Here is a 20475-nt window from a genome sequence, read left to right on the forward strand (position 1 = left end):
GTTCACCCTCTTCCACCCTGCTGTGTCCTCATGTGCGGTCAAAGCGACCAGACACAAGGGCGGCATTCCTAACGGTTAGTCTTCGAGACGGTTGCCCCAGCCCAGTTTGGTGCGGCAAATCTCATAATAGTTGTGATCTTCCGGGTGCAACAGCCGCAACGCCTGCGGGAACCGGCTGATGCGCAGTTCATCGCCCGGCGCGATGGCGATGTGATGCTGGGCATCGAAGCTGATTTGCGGTTCGAACCCGTGGTCTTCGCCCAGTTGAATGCTCAGCTTGGCGTCGGCACCGACCACCAGGGGCCGGTTATTCAGGCTGTGCGGAAACATGGGTACCAGAATCATGGTGTCGAGGCTCGGGTGCACCAGAGGCCCGCCCGCTGAGAGCGCGTAGGCGGTAGAGCCGGTGGGGGTCGATACGATCAGGCCATCGGAGCGCTGGCTGTAGACAAACTGACCATTAATGTAGAGCTCGAATTCGATCATGCGGATGCTCTGACCAGAGTGCAGCACTACATCATTCAGCGCCCGGCCCGTTTCCAGTACCCTGCCGTTCCGGATAATGCTTGCCTGCAGCAAAAAGCGGTTTTCAATGACGTAGCGGCCAGAAAACACATCCCGCACTTTCTGCTCCATCTCCACTGGCATAATGTCGGTCAGAAAGCCAAGACGGCCGCGGTTGATGCCGAGCAAAGGCACATTGAATTCTGCCAGGTCACGAGCAGCACCAAGCAAGGTGCCGTCGCCGCCGACCACGATGATCAGATCGGCCCACTGGCCCAGGCCCGGTCGGTCAAGGGCTTCACAATTCAACCCCGGTATGGCCTCCGCCAACGGCAAGTCGATGCGACAGGCCCGGTCCAACTCGCTCAGCAAGTGCGTCAGCCGGCGGACAGAGTGAACCACGCTGTCGCTGTCGAGTCGGCCAACAATGCCAATCCGATCGAAGGATTGGGTGTGTTCGGGTTTGGTCATTCAGGTCGCTTCGGTTATCGTCCAGGGTTCCGAAGCATACCAGAAGGGAAGCGCATGGACGAAGCCGTCAGCACGCAATTGCGACAGGATTTGAAGTGGATCCTTCAGGCTCCTGCCCTGCTGCCTGCGCCCGAACTGAGCTGGCATCCCGGCGATGCCTTCACCACCGACCTGATTGACCCGATCATTGCCAGCCTTGGCGACGCACTCGAACAAGCCCGGCACGGTAAGCTGGGCCATTATTTCGAGGCCCTGGTACAGGCGCTGTTCAGCACCTCGGCGGATTACCGGATTCTGGCGAGCAATTGCATCATACGCGGCACCACACGAACCCTCGGCGAACTCGACCTGTTGCTGGAAGACCGCCGCCAGGGGCAAATTCTGCACCTGGAGCTGGCTCTCAAGTTTTACCTGCTGATTCCCGCTGGTGCAGGTATCGCCCCCGAATGCCGCTGGATCGGATCCGGTTTTAAAGACTTCATGACCGTAAAATCGCAACGACTGCTGTCGCACCAGTTGACCTTACCGGAGCGCGCAGCCCGGGAAGGTGCCTGGCCCGGGCACTTGCCAGTGCCCGATCATTCCCTGGGTTGGGTAACGGGTCGTGGTTTTGTCCCTTTCGACGATAGAAACAATGCGTCGCCCTGGCCGCTGATCGCCCCGAATGCACTGATCCGCCCCTGGCTGACGGAAACCCAGGCCCGGCAACAGGGTTTGGGCGGTCGCTGGATCAACAAGAGCCAGTGGTTATCTCAGCACCCGGGCCCAGAGGAGGCTCGCAAACACCCGGCACCGGCGCAGTGGCTGGGCCGACTGCCCAACGAGTCTCATGAAGGGCACTGGTTCATCGTACCCGATGACTGGCCAGAACAGGCCCGCGCCAGTATGCTGCGGCGCTTTGCATCCGCCAGCAGTCCTACAGGAACGCCGTTGTGAACCAGCCTGACCACCAAACACCAAGCCATCGAATCACGCTAGAAACCACACCTGGCGGGCTACAACGCCTGTGCGTGGTCAATGAATGCGCAGTCGCCACGCTCTACCTCCAAGGCGCCCACATGACTTCGTTTAGGCCGCACGGTCAGGATGACCTGTTATGGGTGTCCAACGCCGAGACTTACCAGCCTGGCCAGGCCATACGCGGCGGCATTCCGGTCTGCTGGCCCTGGTTTGGCCCCCACCCGGACGGCGCAGCCTATCCGTCTCACGGACTGGTCAGAACAGCGTTATGGGACTGTGAGGTTGTGCGCGATGACGCCAGGATCAGCCAACTGCGCCTCTGGCACGACACTGCGGGGACAGAGCCTGGCTTTGCCCACCGGGCAAGGGTTGAGCTGGTAGTAACGGTCGCCGCCTCCCTGACCCTCAGGCTGATTACCACCAACCTCGGCGACAGCCCGTTCACCCTCAGCCAGGCGCTGCACAGCTACCTTCCGATTACGTCGCCTGCCAGCGTTCGTCTGACGGGATTGACCGGCTACCCCTATCTCGACAAACTGACCGGAACACGTCAGTCGTGGCCAGAGCGGTTTGCAGTGGATCAGGAAATTGACCGAATTGTATTGGATGAGGGGCAGCCCGTCATGCTGGACGAACCGGGCAAGGTGCGCCGATTCATCCGGCGCGAAGGCAGTCGGTCTCTGGTGGTCTGGAACCCCTGGATCGCCAAAAGCCAAACCCTGTCGAACTTCAATGACGACGACTACCGGTCCATGCTATGCCTGGAAGCGGCCAACGCCGCCGATGACAGCAGGCAGTTGCAGCCTGGCGAACAACACGAGCTAATTACTGAGCTAGGACTGGCGAACAATGCGTGATGTCAATCTGCCACCCGGCCTGATGGAGGCTGTAGACACACTGCTGACGGAGGCGCCAGCCGGATTGTCGGAGTACGAACTGATCCAGGCTCTGGACCGGCACTATCCTGCGCTCTTTCCCAAGCCCAACCTGGGTGACCCGCTACTCCTGTTTCAGCACCATTTTGTACTGATGCACCTGTTGTACCGCCTGCAGCAGGATAACCACCAGCTATCCCGGCGACTGTCAATCAGCCCTTTGCGCATTCAGTGGCTGGACGTTACCGGTGGTCATGGCAAGGCGATCAACCCGAATCCATCGCTGGCGGCTTATTATCTGGATTTCAGCAATTTGACAAAGGAAGACGGGCACAGTGTAGAGCAGTTGTTGCAAGGGTTCTGGCGCCGCTTACTGGGCGAAGAGCAAGCGCCGGATGCACTGGCCACCCTGGGCCTGGGGCCTTCCGCCAGCTTTTCTGACGTAAAGACCCGCTACCGGCAACTGGCCAACGCTCATCATCCGGACAAGGGCGGTGACGCTGTCGAATTCGGGCGGATTCAACAGGCCTACGACACCCTGAAAGACCAGCAAAAATACCGCAAGTGACTCTGCCCGGCAGCGACATCAGCCGGGAGCCTATCGATCTTACTACTGGCCCACCTTACTGGTAGTAGGCGTTTTCGGTCACCGTATGGTCGGTGACATCCCGAATGCCCTTCAAACCCGGTACTTTTTCGAGCAAGGTGGCTTCGACGCCGTTTTTCAACGTAATGTCGACCGCCGAGCACCCCTGGCAGCCACCGCCGAACTTCAGCACTGCAACGTCTTCGGGCGTCAGTTCTTCAAGGCTGACTTCGCCCCCGTGTGACGCCAGCCCCGGGTTAATTTCGGTAAACAGAACGTAATTCACCTGGTCCTGCAGCGGACTGTCGGCATTCACCTTGGGCATCTTGGCATTGGGTGCCTTAATGGTCAGTTGACCGCCCATTTTGTCTTCGGCGTAGTCGACCACGGCTTCATCGAGGTACGGCAAGCTGTTCTTTTCCAGATAAACCCGGAACTGCGTCAGCTCGATGACTTCGTCGTTTTCCTTCTCTTCACCCGGACGGCAGTAAGCCAGGCAGGTTTCAGCGAATTTGGTGCCAGGCTGGGTCACAAACATACGAACGGAGACACCGTCCGTGCTTTGCTTGGCCAGCAGACCCGCCAGATAATTCTGGGCGGAATCGGTAATGTTCATCTGAATATCCATGCCACAGACTCCGTAGTTGGACGATTAATCGGGAATGTTGAATGGGCGGCTATTCTATCGAACTTTGTCCGCCAACTGAATACCTGAGTGTTTTACTTGGTTATACAGATGTGGCCGGCAACCGGTGAATTCAAGGTGACCCATTGAACCTGGAGCAGAAATCCTGATCATACCGAACTCAAGCCTACGTCGGTGGCCTGGAATCAGACATGGCGCACACCACCATCCGTCAGACGACACAAGATAACGGTATAATCACTATATCAATATTTTTTGATATAGATTGAAAAAAGACCCTGTTTGGTGTTTCATAGGGCACCTTCTTCAAGGCAGGAGTGGTCCCTCCGTGACGGACCGTCATTATTTACGGATCAAACAACCCACTCACGCCTTCTGACACAGCCAACTGAACTGGAAGAGACAATGACTCGCTCAGTCGCGGACGAACTCCGCCGTACGCTCCAAGACCGCATCATGGTACTGGACGGTGCCATGGGCACCTCCATCCAGGGGTACCCACTCGAGGAAGCCGACTTCCGTAAAGGGCACTTCGAAGACCACCCGAGCCCGCTCAAAGGCAACAACGACCTATTGTCGCTGACTCGCCCCGACATCATCGAGGAAATTCACGACTCCTTCTTCGAGATCGGTGCCGACTTCGCCTGCACCAATGCGTTCAGTGCCACGACCGTCGCCCAGGCCGACTATCACCTGGAACACGCGGTATACGACATCAACTACGCGGCGGCCCAGTGTGCCCGGCGCAGCGCCGACAAGTGGTCAAAGAAGACACCGGAACAGAAACGCTACGTCATCGGTTGCCTGGGCCCCACCAACCGAACTGCTTCGATGTCGCCCGACGTCAACGACCCGGGCAAGCGCCTGGTCTCTTTCGACGATCTGGTTCAGGCCTATAAGGAAGCGTCCATTGCGCTGATCGAGGGCGGTGTCGATCTGATCATGGTCGAAACGGTATTCGATACGCTCAACGCCAAAGCCGCTGTCTTCGCGGTGCTTGAACTGAAACAGGAACGCGATCTGGACATTCCGCTGATGGTCTCTGGCACCATTACCGATGCCAGTGGCCGTACCTTGTCGGGCCAGACGCCTGAGGCCTTTTGGGTATCGCTGGAACACGGTGAACTGTTCAGCATCGGTTTGAATTGCGCTCTGGGCGCTAAAGATATGCTGCCGCACATCAAAGCACTCGACAAACACGCCACCTGCCTGATTTCAGCCCACCCCAATGCGGGGCTGCCCAACGAGTTTGGCGAATACGATCAGTCCGCCGAGCAAATGGCGGAACAGGTACGTCCCTTTCTGAGCGAAGGCCACGTCAATATTATCGGTGGCTGCTGCGGCACAACACCGCAACACATTGCCCAGTTGAGAAAGCTGGCCGATGAATACTCACCGCGCCCGCTGCGCGATCTGGCCGCGGAGGTTGCCGATGAAGTCTAAGCAACGCGCCCTGCCCGACATGGTTCTCAGTGGCCTGGAGCCACTGGTCGTCAATGAAACCACCGGCTTCGTGAATGTGGGCGAGCGCTCCAATGTTGCCGGCTCTGCCAAGTTCGCGCGCCTGATTCAGGAAGAGCAATACGAGGAGGCCGTCGACATCGCCCGCACCCAGGTCGACGACGGCGCCCAGATCATCGACATCAACATGGACGACGCCATGCTCGATGGCGAAGCGGCCATGGTTCGTTACCTGAATCTGCTGGCCGCTGAACCGGATGTCGCCCGGGTACCGTTCATGATCGACTCTTCAAAATGGAGCATCATCGAAGCGGGCCTGAAATGCGTTCAGGGCAAGGCGATCGTCAATTCCATTTCGTTAAAAGAAGGCGAAGACGTCTTCATTCAACAGGCTCGTCGCATCAAACTCTACGGTGCGGCCGTAGTCGTCATGGCGTTCGATGAAAAAGGCCAGGCCGATACCTACCAGCGCCGAATCGACATCTGCAAACGGTCCTACGACATCCTGGTCGATGTGGTCAAGTTCAATCCGCAGGACATCGTCTTCGACCCGAATATTTTTCCGGTGGCAACCGGCATTCCGGAACACGACAACTACTGTGTCGATTTTTTCAACGCCACCGCCTGGATCAAAGAAAACCTGCCCGGCGCTAAGATCTCCGGCGGTGTCTCGAACATGTCGTTCTCGTTTCGCGGCAACAATACGGTGCGGGAAGCCATGCACTCGGTGTTCCTGTACCACGCCATCAAACACGGCATGGACATGGGCATTGTCAACGCCGGCATGCTGACCATTTACGACGACATCCCCAAAGACTTGCTTGAGCGCGTTGAAGACGTTGTATTGAACCGCCGCGACGATGCCGCCGAACGTCTGGTCGATTTCGCTGAAAGCGTTAAAGGCCAGACCGCAGATGCGAAAGAAAGCGACAAGCTGAAATGGCGTGAAGGCGACCTGCAAGACCGCATTACCCATGCCCTGGTCAAGGGCATCACCGAATTCATTGAAGCCGATGCCGAAGAAGCGCGCCAGCAAGCCGACAAACCCATCGAGGTGATCGAAGGCCCGTTGATGGTGGGCATGAACGTGGTGGGCGATCTGTTCGGGGCCGGCAAGATGTTCTTGCCACAGGTGGTAAAAAGCGCCCGGGTAATGAAAAAAGCCGTGGCCTATTTGCTGCCTTACATTGAAGAAGAAAAACGTCTCTCAGGTCGAGAAGCCGAAAACAACGGCGTGATCATCATGGCCACGGTTAAAGGCGACGTGCATGACATTGGCAAAAACATCGTTGGTGTGGTGCTGTCGTGCAACAACTACGAAGTGATTGATCTTGGCGTCATGGTGCCGGCGGAAGACATCCTCGATGCGGCGGAGAAGCACAACGCCGACGTTATTGGACTCTCCGGCCTGATCACACCCTCGCTGGACGAAATGGTGACCGTCGCGCAAATGATGGAACAGCGCGGCATGAACAAACCCTTGCTAATCGGCGGCGCCACGACGTCGAAAATTCACACCGCAGTGAAAGTTGAGCCACAGTATTCAGCCCCGGTGGTGCACGTTCTGGATGCGTCCAAGTCCGTTCCCGTCGTGAGTCAATTGTTGTCATCGAACAAGGACGCCTACGTCAGCGAACTGCGCGATGCCTACCAGCAGTTGCGCGAAGGCAATGCCCGCAAACGCGGCCAGAAGGAATTTGCCAGCCTGGCGTTTGCCCGTGCCAACGCTTATCAGCCTAACTGGGCAGATTACCAGCCAACAACACCGTCATTCATTGGCAACCGTACCTTCACCGATTACCCTCTGGCGGAAATCAAAGAACGGTTCGACTGGACACCCTTTTTCAAAACCTGGGAACTGCACGGCAAATACCCGAAAATTCTGACCGATAAAGTCGTTGGGGTAGAAGCCAGCAAATTGTTTAAAGACGCCACCGCCATGCTCGACCGAATCGTCGACGAAGGCTGGTTACAATGCAACGGTGTGGTCGGGCTTTACCCGGCCGCCGGCATAGCGAATGATCAAACTGAAATCTATGCCGATGAAGAGCGTCAACAACCACTGGTAACCCTGAATCACCTGCGTCAACAAGCCGAACGTCCGGAAGGTCGAGCCTTCCGGTCACTGGCCGACTTCGTAGCGCCAAAAGACAGTGGCGTACACGATTATATGGGTGCCTTTGTGGTCACCTGCCACGGCGCCGACGAACGCGCCAAAGCCTATGAAGCCGAGCACGATGACTACAACGCCATCATGATCAAGGCGCTGGCCGACCGCTTTGCAGAAGCCTTTGCCGAGGTGTTGCACGAGAAGGTGCGCAAAGAGCTCTGGGGGTATGTTGGTGATGAACAGCTGGATAACGAGGCCATCATCGCCGAAAAGTATCAGGGCATTCGCCCCGCACCCGGTTATCCGGCCTGCCCGGAGCACAGTGAAAAAGCCACGTTGTTCCAACTGCTCGATGCCGAACAGGCCACCGGTTGCTCGCTGACCGACAGTTTCGCCATGTGGCCCGCATCCGCGGTCAGTGGCTGGTATTTTGCGCATCCGGAGAGTCGGTACTTTGGCTTGGGCAAGATCGACCGCGACCAGGTTGACGACTATGCTGAGCGCAAAGGCTGGGATCTGACGACCGCAGAGCGCTGGCTGCGACCCACCCTGGGATACGACGAACTCTGACCGGAGGTGCGGTTGTCAGTTACGCGGGTTTCCTGTGATACTCAACGCAAGCATTCAGAGGAAAGGGACACGTGACTGACTCCACCCCGAAAAACTGGCTTTCCCAGGCACAGGACTGGCTGTGGCACCCCAACCTGTCCAAACTGCCGGGACCGGGTCGCCTCGGTATTCGGATAGCCAGAATTGGTTTTGCCGTCATCAAGGATCTGACGCGTGGCAATACCAATCTGCACGCCATGAGCCTGGTGTACACCACATTGCTGTCCATCGTCCCCTTCCTGGCGCTCAGCTTTTCGGTGCTGAAAGGCTTTGGCGTGCACAACCAGCTCGAACCTGTACTGCAAAGCCTGCTCCTGGCGCCACTGGGCGAGCGCAGCGAAGAAATCACCAGCAATGTTCTCGACTTTGTCGACAATATACGCGTTGGGGTGCTTGGCGCTGTCGGTCTTGGCATTCTGGTGTATACCGTCATTTCTCTGGTTCAAAAAGTGGAGCGGGCTTTTAACCAGGTCTGGCGCGTTAGCCAGATTCGGCCGCTGGCCCAACGTTTCAGCAATTACTTGAGTGTCATTCTGATCGGGCCTTTACTGGCTTTTTCAACGCTCGGTGCCACCGCCGCCCTGGTCAGTTCCGATACCGTAGCGACCATGCTCGAAATCGCCCCACTGGGATGGGTATTCAGCCTGCTTTCCCGGTTGGCACCCTACGTGGTCATCATCACTCTGTTTACCTTTCTGTACTACTTCATTCCCAACACCCAGGTTAAGTTTCGGCATGCCTTTATCGGCGGTGCTGTAGCGGGTTTTCTGTGGCAAAGCCTGGGTTATCTGTTCACGCTTTTTGTCACCAGCTCCACCCAATACACAGCCATTTATTCGGGGTTCGCGGTCGGTATTCTGTTGCTGGTCTGGATCTATCTGTCCTGGCTGGTGTTACTGACCGGTGCAACGGTGGCTTATTACAGCCAGAATTTTCGCTTTATCCGTCAGCGTCAGACCGTTCTGCCCAGCGCAGAAACCGATGAAGCCGTTGGCCTCACCCTGATGTATCGGATTGCGCGCAGCTTTGACCGCAACGAACCGGGCGTCAAGGCCGCTTCATTAAGCAGCGAAATGAACGTGGATGCGGCCGTCATCGACCGCCTGATGGACAAACTGCTGGATGCGCAACTGATCGTCCGCAGCGAAGACCACCGGTTAACCCCGGCCCGGCCGCTGGACCAGATTGGGTTGGCTGACCTGCTGCATACCATCCGCGCGCCCGATTCCAGAGTATCCACCCCCTCTTATACGTCGGTGACGCAAGACGCCATCAGGCAAGCGATCATCACCGCATTTAAGGAGGAAACACTCGAAGACTGGGTACGCCGAAATGACGGAGGAAATGACTAGGGCGCAATCGCGACCATGCTTTCATCGGCCCACCGGACCGCTTCCAAATAGGCGGTCGCCCATTGCGATGGTGTCAGTGGCGTTTGCGCCAGGGAATCAATGTCCATCTGCTCATAGGCCAGGACCTGTCGCAGTACGTCACCGGCGACGCCTTCGTAGTCCAACAGTGCCAGCTTGACCGGCATACTCAGAATGATGGTATCGAGCAACTCAACCATAGGCTGGTCCATCAGAGCATCCAACACCGAGAACAACCCGACGATGAACATTTGGTGCCGTACTTCCGGGTGCCAGAGATCGGCAACCTGTTCGCACAGACGTGCACGCACCAGTGCCGTGGTGATCAGTTCGCGCGGTTTGCTGTCGTCCATCCGCGTCATCAGTATCAGTGAAACCCAATGCTTCACATTCTCGATGCCCAGCAGCACGATGGCATCCTTGATCGAATCGACCTCACGACGCAATGAAAACGCCGCGCTGTTGATGTAGCGAAGCAATTTGTAGCTGAGGGAAATGTCGTGCGCAAGCAGGGCTTCCAATTCGTCGAGGCCGACATCGGGCTGTTGTAATTTGTTGAGCAAATCAAAAACCACTGCCTTGTTCGCTGCTACGCCCTTGCGCATCACAACTTGCGGCCGGCAAAAGAAATAACCCTGATAACAGTCGAAACCAAGCTCCTCACACATTTGCTTCATGGCCTGAGTTTCAACTTTCTCGGCAATCACCTGCACCGGGTAACGCCGTAACTGCGCCATCAACGCAGTCAGTTCATCGCGTCCCCGCCCCAGCACATCGACCTTGACGTAATGCGCCCAGCACAGCATCGGCCGGGTCGCGTCAGTCAACTCAAAGTCATCCAGCGCCAGCTTGAACCCCTGTTTCGATAACCGCTCAAGGCCAGACATCACCTCCGGCGTGGCACGCATATCTTCCAGCACTTCCAGTACGCACTGCTCCTGAAACATCGGGGTCAGCGCACCATCTGTGATAAAGGCTTTGGGTAGATTAATGAACACCAGGCTGCTGCCGGTCAGGGTATCGATGCCGATGTGAATAAAGGAGTTAAGAATGGCGTCGCTGGAGGCGCGATCGGGATCGTCGAACTGGGCTTCATTGACATCGCTGTCGCGATACAGCAATTCGTAGCCAATCACCTTGAGCGCGCGATCATAAATTGGCTGTCGAGCAATGAAAAACTGCGCCATGGAGGCCCTTCCTGCTGGCTGATCTTGCCTGATAAGCTTCTACAGTAGCCTCTGTGGCTAGTCTTGCCAAGTGGCTAGTTTGCGCCAGTGGTTCAACTCAAGTTTCGAAGTTCGAGTTGGCACAGTGGTATTGGGCCGCAACGGTTACCAGGGGTTCTTCTGCGGGGTTGGCGTGAACCCGTCCTTGGGGCCTAGACCGCATGATATGAATCCCCTCCATGGGATTCGCCCTTAGGGCTCGCTACGCTCATGCTAAAACGCTCCCGGCGTTTTAGTCCATGCGGCGCACTTCACCACAGAAGCCCCCGGCAGCCGCCGCTTAGCATCTGAGCGAACTTCAAAACTCAAGTTATAGCTGACCCAGCGCCGCGTCGAAATCAGCCATCAGATCGGAAACAGCCTCAATCCCAACCGACAGGCGCAACAGATCATCCGGCACTGGGGTCCCTTCACCTTCTATACTGGCGCGATGTTCGACCAGGCTCTCTACACCACCCAAGGAGGTGGCACGCTTCCAAACCTTCAACGTCGCTGCCACTTGAATGGCTGCCGCTGCACCGCCCTTGATTCGTACCGAGAGCATACCGCCAAAGCCGTTACGCATTTGCTTGCGGGCAACGTCATGCCCGGCGAAGCCCGGCAAGCCGGGGTACAGCACTTCCTCAACGGCCGGGTGCGCATTCAGATGCTCTGCCAGTCGCTGAGCATTGGCCGAGCACTCGCGCACTCGCAGTGCCAGGGTGCGCATGCCGCGCAACAACAGCGCTGCCTCAAAAGGCCCCAGCACCGCACCACCCTGGGAGCGCTGTTTAATCAGACGTTGCCAGAACTCATCGTCCCGGGCCGTCACCAGCGCACCGGCAATCACATCCGAATGGCCGTTCAGATACTTGGTGGCTGAATGCATAACAAGATCAGCCCCCAGCAACAGCGGCTGGGTATGAATGGGTGTCGCCACCGTTGAATCCACCACCACCCGGGCACCCGCCTCATGTGCCAGGGCACAAATGGCCTGAATATCCGCCACCGTCCAGAGCGGATTACCCGGCGTTTCCAGCCAGACCAGTTCGGTTTTTCCGGGTCGGAGTGCTGCGGCTACGGCGTCGGTATCACTGGTATCTACGAAACTGATGTCAATCTGCCATTGCTGCGAAAACTGCTTCAGCCAGTTGCGCAACGACCAGTACATCACCACCGGCGCAATGACATGAGCGCCCGGTTGCAACGCCTGGAACACCGCTACCGAGGCGGCCATGCCTGACGCAAACACCAGCGCATCGGCGCCCTGTTCCAGCTCGGTCAGAACCCGTTCAACGGGCTCGTAACCGGGGTTATCGGCACGCGAATAAATGCGCCCCCGGCTGTAACCGTTGTCGGTATCACGTTGATAGGTGGTGCTGTTATGGATGGCAGGAATCAGTGCACCGGTGGTGGCGTCGATATCGCCCATGGCCTGAGCCACCAGCGTTTCCGTTTGATAGGGGTATGGCATTAAGTCGGTCTCAACTCATCGAAAAGATGCGCGACAGTGTAGCACTACCGATTACACGACCGTAGCGGCATTGATAGCGACCAACTCACAGAGTTTATTTGAGTAAGATTTTAACTTTGCAATAGCTTAGCGATGGGTGGCAGGTCTGCTCTTGCGGGGGTATCTGAGGCAGGGATGCCGAAGTTAAGCCTACATGGAGGTATTCACGGCGACCCCTCAAGAGCAGACCTGCCATCCGTCGCGGGCTCTAGGCGGAATGTAATATTTAACCTCCGAACCTTGAGGTATTACCTCAAGGTTCGGAGTCTGTTGATTGGCCATGCCCCGAGACAGCCTGCAACTCTCCGGCAGGCACACGCCCGATGCCCCAGCTTCGGTGGATATAGCCCACCACTTCATCCAGTTCGTCCCGGGTGATCAGCGCCAGCTCGCCCCGTTCGAGCGGGTCGAAATGGAAAATGTACAGCCTTGAGGCAAACTGCGCGAACGGCAAGGACGCCTCACCATAGCGCTCACCCTTGCCAGCGGTACTGACCTCTACCCCATCGCCCCAGTTCTGGCCGCTGTCGTTGTTGGGGTTATAGAAGTACACCCGCATAACCTGCTCCGGGTCCATCGCCACCCGCAGTATGGTTATGGCGTGCCAGCCAATAAAACGCGCCGCACTGTCGGTCACGGCAATGCCCGCCGGTTGCGGGTGAATCAGTGGTTGATTGCCGTTGTAATAGGGATGGTAGGAAGCGTAAAAATGACGCAGAAAATCTTCCAGGTCGACCAGCGCACCGGTGGCCACATCCACATTAATGTTGAAACCGCGACCAGACCACCAACCATGAAACTCCGGATTCACCCAGCGATGCGGATCGCCTTCACGGCCAATGCAGCGACGGCCCATCTCGGCATAGATGCGGTCGAGATGAGGCACCACCAACAGAGAGACGGCGTCGAGATCGATCGGCAGACTGCTGGCTACGCCCGACTCGCTCTCGCAGGACGAAATGGGCTGACCTTCAAAATGCATGATGATCTCGTCATCCCGCGCGGCCCAGGCCACCATTTGCAACAGGTAGTCCGGGTCGTTGTACGCCCACATCGATAAAGCCCGGGCCGACTGACAAGTCGGGTTATTGCCCTGCCCCACACCCAGCGGCTGCCCCAGCATGCACAGCACACCTTCCAGCAGTCGCGAGCGGGGTTCAATCGCATCGCCAAAGGCCGTCGACAGCCGGGTTCGCGACCACTCCGACAGAATCAGCGCCAGCTGACGCCACATCGCGGGCGCGACCGACGGGTGATACAGAATGCCCCGCTCCAGCGTTAGCGCCAGCCCGTAAATGGCCTGTGCCGTTTGCGGATGCACCGCCTCGCGGATCAGGGCATAGACAAGTTCTCGGTAGCACAACAAACAATCTCGGCCGGTTGTCGACAAACCTAGCGCTTCCGGCAACAGATGATCATCGGTCTCCAGCAAATGCCGTAACAGCGTGGCATGGTAGGGCGAGACGAGACCGGTGTCGTGCATGGCGCGGGCAAAGCCCGTCGCCTCTTTGAGCAGAGCGCTGGAGTCCATGGTGTCTAGACTGTGTTGATAGACTTCCACACCAGGGTCGTCCCGGCACGCCTGAGTCGGCCCATACAGACTACTGACCAGCCGGTCAGCGCCCTGCCCGCTGGTGCCCAAATCAATTTCCGGATTAGCCTGGCAAATGGCGATTTGAGTGATCATCTGTTTGATCGAATCAACCTGGATGGGCCGTTGATTTAAAATGCGCCAGATTTCATCGATCAGCTGATCGATAATCTGCTCATAACCCACGCGTTCGGCCAGGTGTTTCAGCAGGTTTCGCGACAATTGCGCGAGACGCCCCTGAGTCGCCCGTTCCGCCTCGCTCGGCGGGGTGAACAACAGGGACAGGTTCGAAGCCAGAACCTGGCTCAGGAAATGACTGGCCTGCTCGGCCGAGAGCTCTTCATGCACATAGTGGCCCTTGGCAACCGCCAAAAAACGCAGTTCGCTGAGCGCCTCAATCACGACCGACTCAGCCACGGGGCTTTGCAGGGACAGTCGCGACAGTGTCGGTATCAGAATAGACGGGCTGGCCCAGTCGGAGCCCCAGAAAACACCTGCGTCTTCAAGCGTCTTAATGCGTGTTTCCAGAGCCGCACAGCCACCGTCCTGAAGCATGATTCGCCGGGCCGTATCGAATACCCGGCCAATTTTGGCCGGCTTCGAAAAAGCGGGCGCTTGCGCCAGCTTCCTGGACACATCATCCATTTGTCCCAGCAGACCATCCAGCCTGGAACCTTCAGAGGGCGTTGTATTATCCGGACTCACTATCGTTCTCCATTAAAACTCACCCTGTCTCTCCTGTGGCGTCACTGTCGTACAATCACCAGCGATTCTTATCTGGCTGGGCATGGTCTGACCGTCCAACTAGACATAGAAATCAAGCTCTTGCTGACGTTCCAGCAAGCGATGCATTTCCTTTGCATCCTTACCCACAAAGAACAGCAGACCCCAGTGGGTGCCAAAGGCGGTGCGTTTGGTCACAATCTCTTCCTGAGGCGTGGTCAGCTCGTGGGACTCGAAATACGGATGGTCTTCTGTCTCTTCCGGAATTTCCAGACGGCTGACTACACGGCGACGCGGATACACACCAAAGCAACCGGCATGAGCCTTTGCATCGGTAACCGCCTCCGGGAAGTAGGCCTCAACCTCCTCTTCAGTCGATTTCGGGTCGAACACCAGCATGGTCGCCTGATAGGCATTGAAGCCATCGTAAACCCGCTCCAGCAATTCAAACACCTTGAAGCCCGGTGGCCGGTAGGCCACTTCACCAAAGTACATGGTGCCATCGCTGGTCACAAAGTACTCGGGGTGAATCAGCCCGAACTCGATGTCGAAGGTCTTGATCAACAGTTCAATCTGCGCGGTGATCTTCTCGCGGTAGGCTTCCAGTTCCGGGGAAGCCGGCACATAGACCGAATAGCCGAGTTTGACGTACTCGGAAATGTTCAGAAAACGGATTTTGCCGTTGTGAATCCAGGCTTCGACCGCGAATTCCCAGCCATCCAGATGGGATTCCATCAACGACGGAAACTCTTCATCGGGAATGCTGTCGACTTCATCCGGGGTGCGAATCACCCGGTGGCCGAGGCAACCGGCTTTGTCGAAGGCTTTGACGTGGATCGGGTCGTTCGGGTCGCCGTCGAGTTTCAGCAGTGTCTGGTTAACCCGCTTCAGAAACCGGATGATGTCATCCCGGTCGTGTGCTTCCTCGAAAATACCGACACGGATACCACCGAGCTGTGCCCGGCGCTTCATCAGCGACTTGTCGCGCATCAGCATGGCCTGCCCCAGCAGACGCGGGTTGTCGAGCAGTACCGAGTTAATGGCGCCAGCCCACTCAACGGTCTCTTCGAACAACGGAATCGACACATCGACACCCATGTCTTTCAGCGTTTGTGCAATTTCCATCGACCGGTCATTCAACCGTTCGAAATTCCAGGGGACATAGGGAATTTTGTGTTCCAGGCAATATTCTTCGGCCCAGTCGGGCGCGACAACCACATAGCGTCGGTCGAAATTTTCTGCAGCCTCAATGGCGTTCAGGCTCCAGCCCAGCAATGCTATATAACCCTTGTTTGGATCTTTCTTCATAAGAGATGCCTCTTTGATTGATAGATGGATCCAACCTCGTTAGCGAGATCTGGTGGGGCCCACCATACGCCAGTGAGCCGCCCTGGTACACCGAACGACCGGTACAGTCAGCGTTACACTCAGCCGCAGAGGCCGCTATCACGGGGATTGGTGCAGATTGGAATTTTTTTATATCGGGGTAAAAAAGGCAGGGGAAACGCGGTGATTTCTGCCCGGTGCTGGCAGAATCACCCCGTTTTACGATCGCAGCAACACTCAGACGGCCGCGTCTTTCCGGTTCTGTTCCCGGCGCCGCAATACTTCATAGGCCACCGCCAGAACCACAGTCACCAGAATCATAATCAGACCCAGGGCGTTCACCGCGGGCGTCAGACCCGTGCGCACCTTGGTCGCAATGTAGACGGTGAGCGTCGTGTCGAAACCCCGGACAAAGAGGGTGGTGTTGTAGTTTTCGAACGATTGCAGAAAAGCGATCACTGCCGCCGTCATAATGGCCGGCTTGAGATACGGCAACAACACCCGGCGAACAACCTGGGAATGCGTGGCCCCCAGGCTGTATGCCGCACGCTCGAGCGTTCGGTCGAACCGCTGCAACCGGGCCAGCACCATCAACATGACGTAGGCGGAAATGAAGGTGGTTTGCGCAATAACCGTCAGGCCTATGCCCCCGCTCACCCCCAGGTTTCGCCAGAAAATCAACGTTGAAATGCCGATGATGACCCCGGGCGTCAGCAACGGCGACAGCATCAGGCTGTAATAGAAGTTCTTGCCCTTGCCTTCATAGGTCGACAAAAACAACCCGGCTGACACCCCAATGGGCACCGCCAGCGCCAGCACGCCCAGGCCCACGATAAAGCTGTTGAGCAGGGCTTCCCACATGGCGGTATCGTTGGCCAGTTCACCAAACCAGCGCCAGGTGGTTTCCCGCCAGGGCCAGATCGTCGGAAACCGGCTATCGTTGAAGGTGGCGATCGACATGATCACCAGAGGCGTGAACAGGTAGATAAAGAACACCACCAGATAAAAGCGAATGCTCCAGTACATGAGTCGTTGCGAGGTCATTTGCCAATATCCCCCAGTCCGATGCGGAACACCTTCATTACCGCGGCAATGAACCCGATACACAGAATCAGCAGCACAAAGGCATAGGCCGCCCCCATGTTCCAGTCGCCGCCTTCAAAGAACCAGTTGTAGATGATCTGGGTAAACCAGCGGCTACCCGGAGAGCCCAGCAGGGCCGGCACCGCGTAACTGCCTGCAGCCAGCATAAACACCATGATGCAGCCGGTGGCGATACCGGGTTTGGCGTGCGGAATCACGATGCGCCAGTGGATACGAAGCAACCCTGCCCCCAGGTTCCGGGCGGCCCGCACCTGGTTGTTATCGAGGCTCTCAATGGCGTTATACAGCGGAAACACCATAAACAGGATATAGGCGTACACCATGCCTATCAGCACGCCGCCATCGCCGGTGAGAAAGCGAACCGGCCGGTCGATCAACCCCAGCCCCAGCAACAGCGCATTCAGCGGGCCCTGAAACGACAAAATCAGGTACCAGGAAAAGGTCCGCAGAATTTCGTTGATCCAGTAGGGAATGACCAGCAGCAGCGCAATCAGCATGACCTGTTTGGCGGTCGCCAGCTGCGCCAGAAAATACGCCACCGGATAGGAAACCAGCAGGGTCAGAACCGTCACCAGAATGCTCGACCAGATCGTCTTGAAAAAGATGGTTCGGTGAATGTCGTTACCAATCAGCGTTTGGTAGTTGCCCAGGGTGTAGACGTCTTCCGGCCCGCCAAGCTGACTCGGAATCAGATTTGGCTTGAACGAATAGTCGATCATGATTAACTGTGGCAATAGCACCAGCACAATCAGCCAGAACCACAGCAACAGCAAGACCACCAGCGTCATCGGCCTGCCAAATCGGGCGGTCAGTTGCTTAATCATCAGCCGTCTCCAGGGGTCTGTCTTCGGGCAAAACAACGGTTTCATCGGCCTGGAAGCCTAGGGAAAGGGACGACCCCTGATCCACCTGACCGCCGTAGGCGCGCTGATCGGCCTGGACATGAATCTGAGTGGGCAATTGGGCGTGGCGCGTCTCCAGCGTCAGATGAGCGCCTTCAAAGTTGACGGTTTCGACACTGACATCCAGGCGGTTAATATCTTGCTCGGTCGCCGCTTGCAGGCTTTCCGGTCGCACATAGAGGCCACAGGGCTGTCCGGGCTCAAGCCTGGCGCCCATCTGACCTCTGAACTGGCCGGCTGCGCCGCAATCGACCACCACCTGCTCACCATCAACGGAAACAACCTTGCCCGGCAACCGATTGTTCTCACCAACGAACTCGGCCACAAAGGCGGTTTTGGGCCTGCGATAAAGCTCGATCGGCGAGTCAACCTGTTGCAGGCGCCCCGCTGACATCACCGCCACCCGATCCGACATGGTCAGCGCTTCGCCCTGATCGTGGGTGATGTAAATGAAGGTGATTTCAGTGCGTCTCTGAATTTCTTTCAATTCGGTACGCATGTGCTGGCGCAGCTTTAGGTCGAGCGCCGACAATGGTTCATCCAGCAGCAAAACCTTGGGCTCAACCGCCAGTGCACGGGCAATGGCCACCCGCTGCTTCTGACCGCCGGACAGATCATCGATCCGGTACTGGCCGCTGCCCGGCAGATCCACCAGTTCGAGCAACCGGTCGGATACCTTGCGTCGCTCGACTTTGCTGACACCTCGAACCTCAAGGCCAAATTCGATGTTTTCCGCAACGCTCATCAGCGGGAACAATGCCAGATTCTGAAATATCATCGAGGTGGGCCGCTTGTTGGCAGGCACCGCAGCCATGGGTTCATTGCCAATATTGACCGACCCGGTCGTAGGCTCCAAAAAACCACTGACAATGTTCAACAGGGTGGTCTTACCGCAGCCAGAGGGGCCCAGAAAACTGAAAAACTCACCGGACTGTATGTCCAGATCCAAAGGATGTACGGCAGTGAAGTCGCCGAATTTCATGGAGATGTTGTCAAGATGGACTCGACTGTCCATAGCAGTTACTTCCTGTCTAAGCGTCCCTGATACCTACATTATTCAGGTCTTCCATCCCGGAACGACCAAAGCCCCGCACGAGGCGGGGCTGTTTGGAGTCCGCTGTTGCAGCGGTTCTGTCCGGTCTGATCAGGCTGACAGGTACCGGTCCTGGTACTCGTTGCGGATCGACACATACCAGGGTTCCTGGATAGGCCACCACCAGAGGTTCGCCAGATCCTGCTCGGTGTAGGAGTTGGTGAAGAAGTCTTTGGTCGCTTGCGGCAACAGGGCTTCGGCACCGCGTGAGGTCGAGTTATAGCCCGTGGCCTTGACAAACATGGCGCCGGCTTCTGGTGTGTAGTACCAGTTAATGAACTCGTACACCGCATCGACGTTCTGGGCATTTTTGGGAATCACGAAACCTTCCATCCAGGCCAGGGCCCCCTCTTTGGGCGCCGCGTAGGCAATCGGCTGACCTTCCTGAATCAAATTGAAGGCGGTGCTGTCCCAGGTCTGACCGGCTACGGCCCCATTGGTGCGGAACGCGCCCTGGGCTTCGTTTTCGGTATTCCAGAACTGAGCAATCATGCCCTTGTGCTCAACGGCGACCTTGAGAATTTCATCAAAGTTGGCGCGTGCTGCGGCTTCTGTCTGGAACATGTCGAGCAAGGGGAACGGCAGGCGACCCTGCTGTTCGAGCCACAAACCGATACCGATCAATGCCGAGTGGCCGCGAACGGTAACGCCCGTGCCGTGATCTGGGTTCCACAGGTCGCCATAGCTCAGGTTACTGCGGTCGATGCTGGAATAGTCGGTGTGGTAGGCAATCGCCTCGGTGCCCCAGTCGGAGGGTGCAAAATAGCGCTTGCCGTCGACTACCCCACCCACTTCAGAGCCTTCGATGGCGCTTTCCAGAGCACCATCCCAGTTGATGCGGCTGGTATCCAGTGCCTGCACCAGTTCAAAATCAACATAACCCGGCACGCGGTCAACCGTCGGCATGATAATGTCGAAGCCGGAACCGTCCGTGGCACGCAGGCTGTTCATCAGCTCGTCGTTGGTGCCATAGGGGGTGAAGGTTGCGTTGATGCCGGTTTTTTCCCGGAAATCGTTCAGCATTTCGTCGGTAATGTAGCCGGCCCAGGCGTAGATCCGCAGCTCCTGGCTCTCGGCCAGTGCCCGGTTGATGTAGAAGGGACTGGCGGCAACTGCGCCAGCAGCCATGGATGTTTTTATAAACTTCCGTCTTGTAAAGGTCATGGTCCCACTCCAGTTGTCTTTCCTGAAAATTCTTTTCGCAAGATCCGGTCAGCCCCGGTCTGTGAATAGCGCACAATCGACTGAACGCGCTTTGTTGAACAAGCGTTCAATATAGAATCTATTATAAATATGACAAGAATGTGATGTTTTTATGTCATTTTTTTGGTTTTTCCTCCCGCTATTGATGATCCAACCCGCCTGTCACGCCCGTTTGGCCGCTCATTAGTGAATTCAAACCAAAAGCGATTCATTACACCACAAT

At 56.9% G+C, this 20475-nt stretch carries 14 protein-coding genes and 1 pseudogene; 5 read left to right on the forward strand and 10 right to left on the reverse strand.

The window, feature by feature from the left end; all coding sequences use genetic code 11:
* Positions 1-75: 75 nt before the first annotated feature.
* Complete coding sequence (locus EP166_RS03825; RefSeq protein WP_127555462.1) at positions 76-975, reverse strand: NAD(+) kinase; 900 nt, start codon at positions 973-975, stop codon at positions 76-78.
* A gap of 54 nt (positions 976-1029) precedes the next feature.
* Between EP166_RS03825 and EP166_RS03830 the strand changes: the two genes are divergently transcribed.
* The 3 genes from EP166_RS03830 (at position 1030) to EP166_RS03840 (ending at position 3378) form a co-directional block, all read left to right on the forward strand.
* Entirely contained in the window at positions 1030-1911 is an 882-nt protein-coding gene (locus tag EP166_RS03830; RefSeq protein ID WP_127555463.1) for a DUF1853 family protein, read from the forward strand.
* A gap of 74 nt (positions 1912-1985) precedes the next feature.
* Positions 1986-2792, forward strand: a complete 807-nt coding sequence (locus tag EP166_RS03835; RefSeq protein ID WP_281276765.1) for a D-hexose-6-phosphate mutarotase — start codon at positions 1986-1988, stop codon at positions 2790-2792.
* Complete coding sequence (locus EP166_RS03840) at positions 2785-3378, forward strand: DNA-J related domain-containing protein (RefSeq protein ID WP_127555465.1); 594 nt, start codon at positions 2785-2787, stop codon at positions 3376-3378. The genes EP166_RS03835 and EP166_RS03840 overlap by 8 nt, the downstream gene beginning before the upstream one ends.
* Before the next feature lie 55 nt (positions 3379-3433).
* Here EP166_RS03840 and nfuA read toward each other — a convergent pair whose 3' ends face one another.
* Positions 3434-4024 (reverse strand): Fe-S biogenesis protein NfuA, encoded by a 591-nt coding sequence (gene nfuA / locus EP166_RS03845; protein WP_127555466.1) that lies wholly within the window; start codon positions 4022-4024, stop codon positions 3434-3436.
* Positions 4025-4447: 423 nt separating this feature from the next.
* Between nfuA and metH the strand changes: the two are divergent.
* Together metH and EP166_RS03855 are read left to right on the forward strand one after the other, a co-directional pair.
* A pseudogene (gene metH / locus EP166_RS03850) lies at positions 4448-8183 on the forward strand (methionine synthase).
* 71 nt (positions 8184-8254) lie between these two features.
* Positions 8255-9574, forward strand: a complete 1320-nt coding sequence (locus EP166_RS03855; protein WP_127555467.1) for a YihY/virulence factor BrkB family protein — start codon at positions 8255-8257, stop codon at positions 9572-9574.
* On the opposite strand, the gene EP166_RS03860 is transcribed toward EP166_RS03855, so the two are convergent.
* The 8 genes from EP166_RS03860 to EP166_RS03895 form a co-directional block, all read right to left on the reverse strand.
* Complete coding sequence (locus EP166_RS03860; protein ID WP_127555468.1) at positions 9571-10779, reverse strand: EAL and HDOD domain-containing protein; 1209 nt, start codon at positions 10777-10779, stop codon at positions 9571-9573. The genes EP166_RS03855 and EP166_RS03860 overlap by 4 nt on opposite strands.
* Positions 10780-11128: 349 nt before the next feature.
* Positions 11129-12271 (reverse strand): trans-sulfuration enzyme family protein, encoded by a 1143-nt coding sequence (locus EP166_RS03865; protein ID WP_127555469.1) that lies wholly within the window; start codon positions 12269-12271, stop codon positions 11129-11131.
* Between the two features lie 292 nt (positions 12272-12563).
* A complete protein-coding gene (locus tag EP166_RS03870; RefSeq protein ID WP_246026242.1) occupies positions 12564-14546 on the reverse strand; it encodes a hypothetical protein in 1983 nt (660 codons plus the stop codon).
* 159 nt (positions 14547-14705) lie between these two features.
* Positions 14706-15932 carry an ATP-grasp domain-containing protein gene (locus EP166_RS03875; protein ID WP_127555471.1) on the reverse strand — a complete coding sequence of 409 codons (1227 nt, stop codon included), beginning with the start codon at positions 15930-15932 and terminating at the stop codon, positions 14706-14708.
* Positions 15933-16187: 255 nt separating this feature from the next.
* The gene (locus tag EP166_RS03880; RefSeq protein ID WP_127555472.1) at positions 16188-16994 is read right to left on the reverse strand and encodes an ABC transporter permease; all 807 of its coding nucleotides are present in this window, start codon (positions 16992-16994) and stop codon (positions 16188-16190) included.
* Positions 16991-17878 (reverse strand): ABC transporter permease, encoded by an 888-nt coding sequence (locus tag EP166_RS03885; RefSeq protein ID WP_181952700.1) that lies wholly within the window; start codon positions 17876-17878, stop codon positions 16991-16993. The genes EP166_RS03880 and EP166_RS03885 overlap by 4 nt, the downstream gene beginning before the upstream one ends.
* A complete protein-coding gene (locus EP166_RS03890) occupies positions 17871-18971 on the reverse strand; it encodes an ABC transporter ATP-binding protein (protein WP_127555473.1) in 1101 nt (366 codons plus the stop codon). Before EP166_RS03890 ends, EP166_RS03885 begins: the two co-directional genes overlap by 8 nt.
* A 129-nt stretch (positions 18972-19100) precedes the next feature.
* Positions 19101-20213: an extracellular solute-binding protein gene (locus tag EP166_RS03895; RefSeq protein WP_127555474.1), complete on the reverse strand. Its 1113-nt coding sequence runs from the start codon at positions 20211-20213 to the stop codon at positions 19101-19103.
* Positions 20214-20475 lie beyond the last annotated feature (262 nt).

This window comes from Saccharospirillum alexandrii (assembly GCF_004000275.1).
In the GTDB taxonomy this organism is placed as follows: Bacteria; Pseudomonadota; Gammaproteobacteria; order Pseudomonadales; family Natronospirillaceae; genus Saccharospirillum; species Saccharospirillum alexandrii.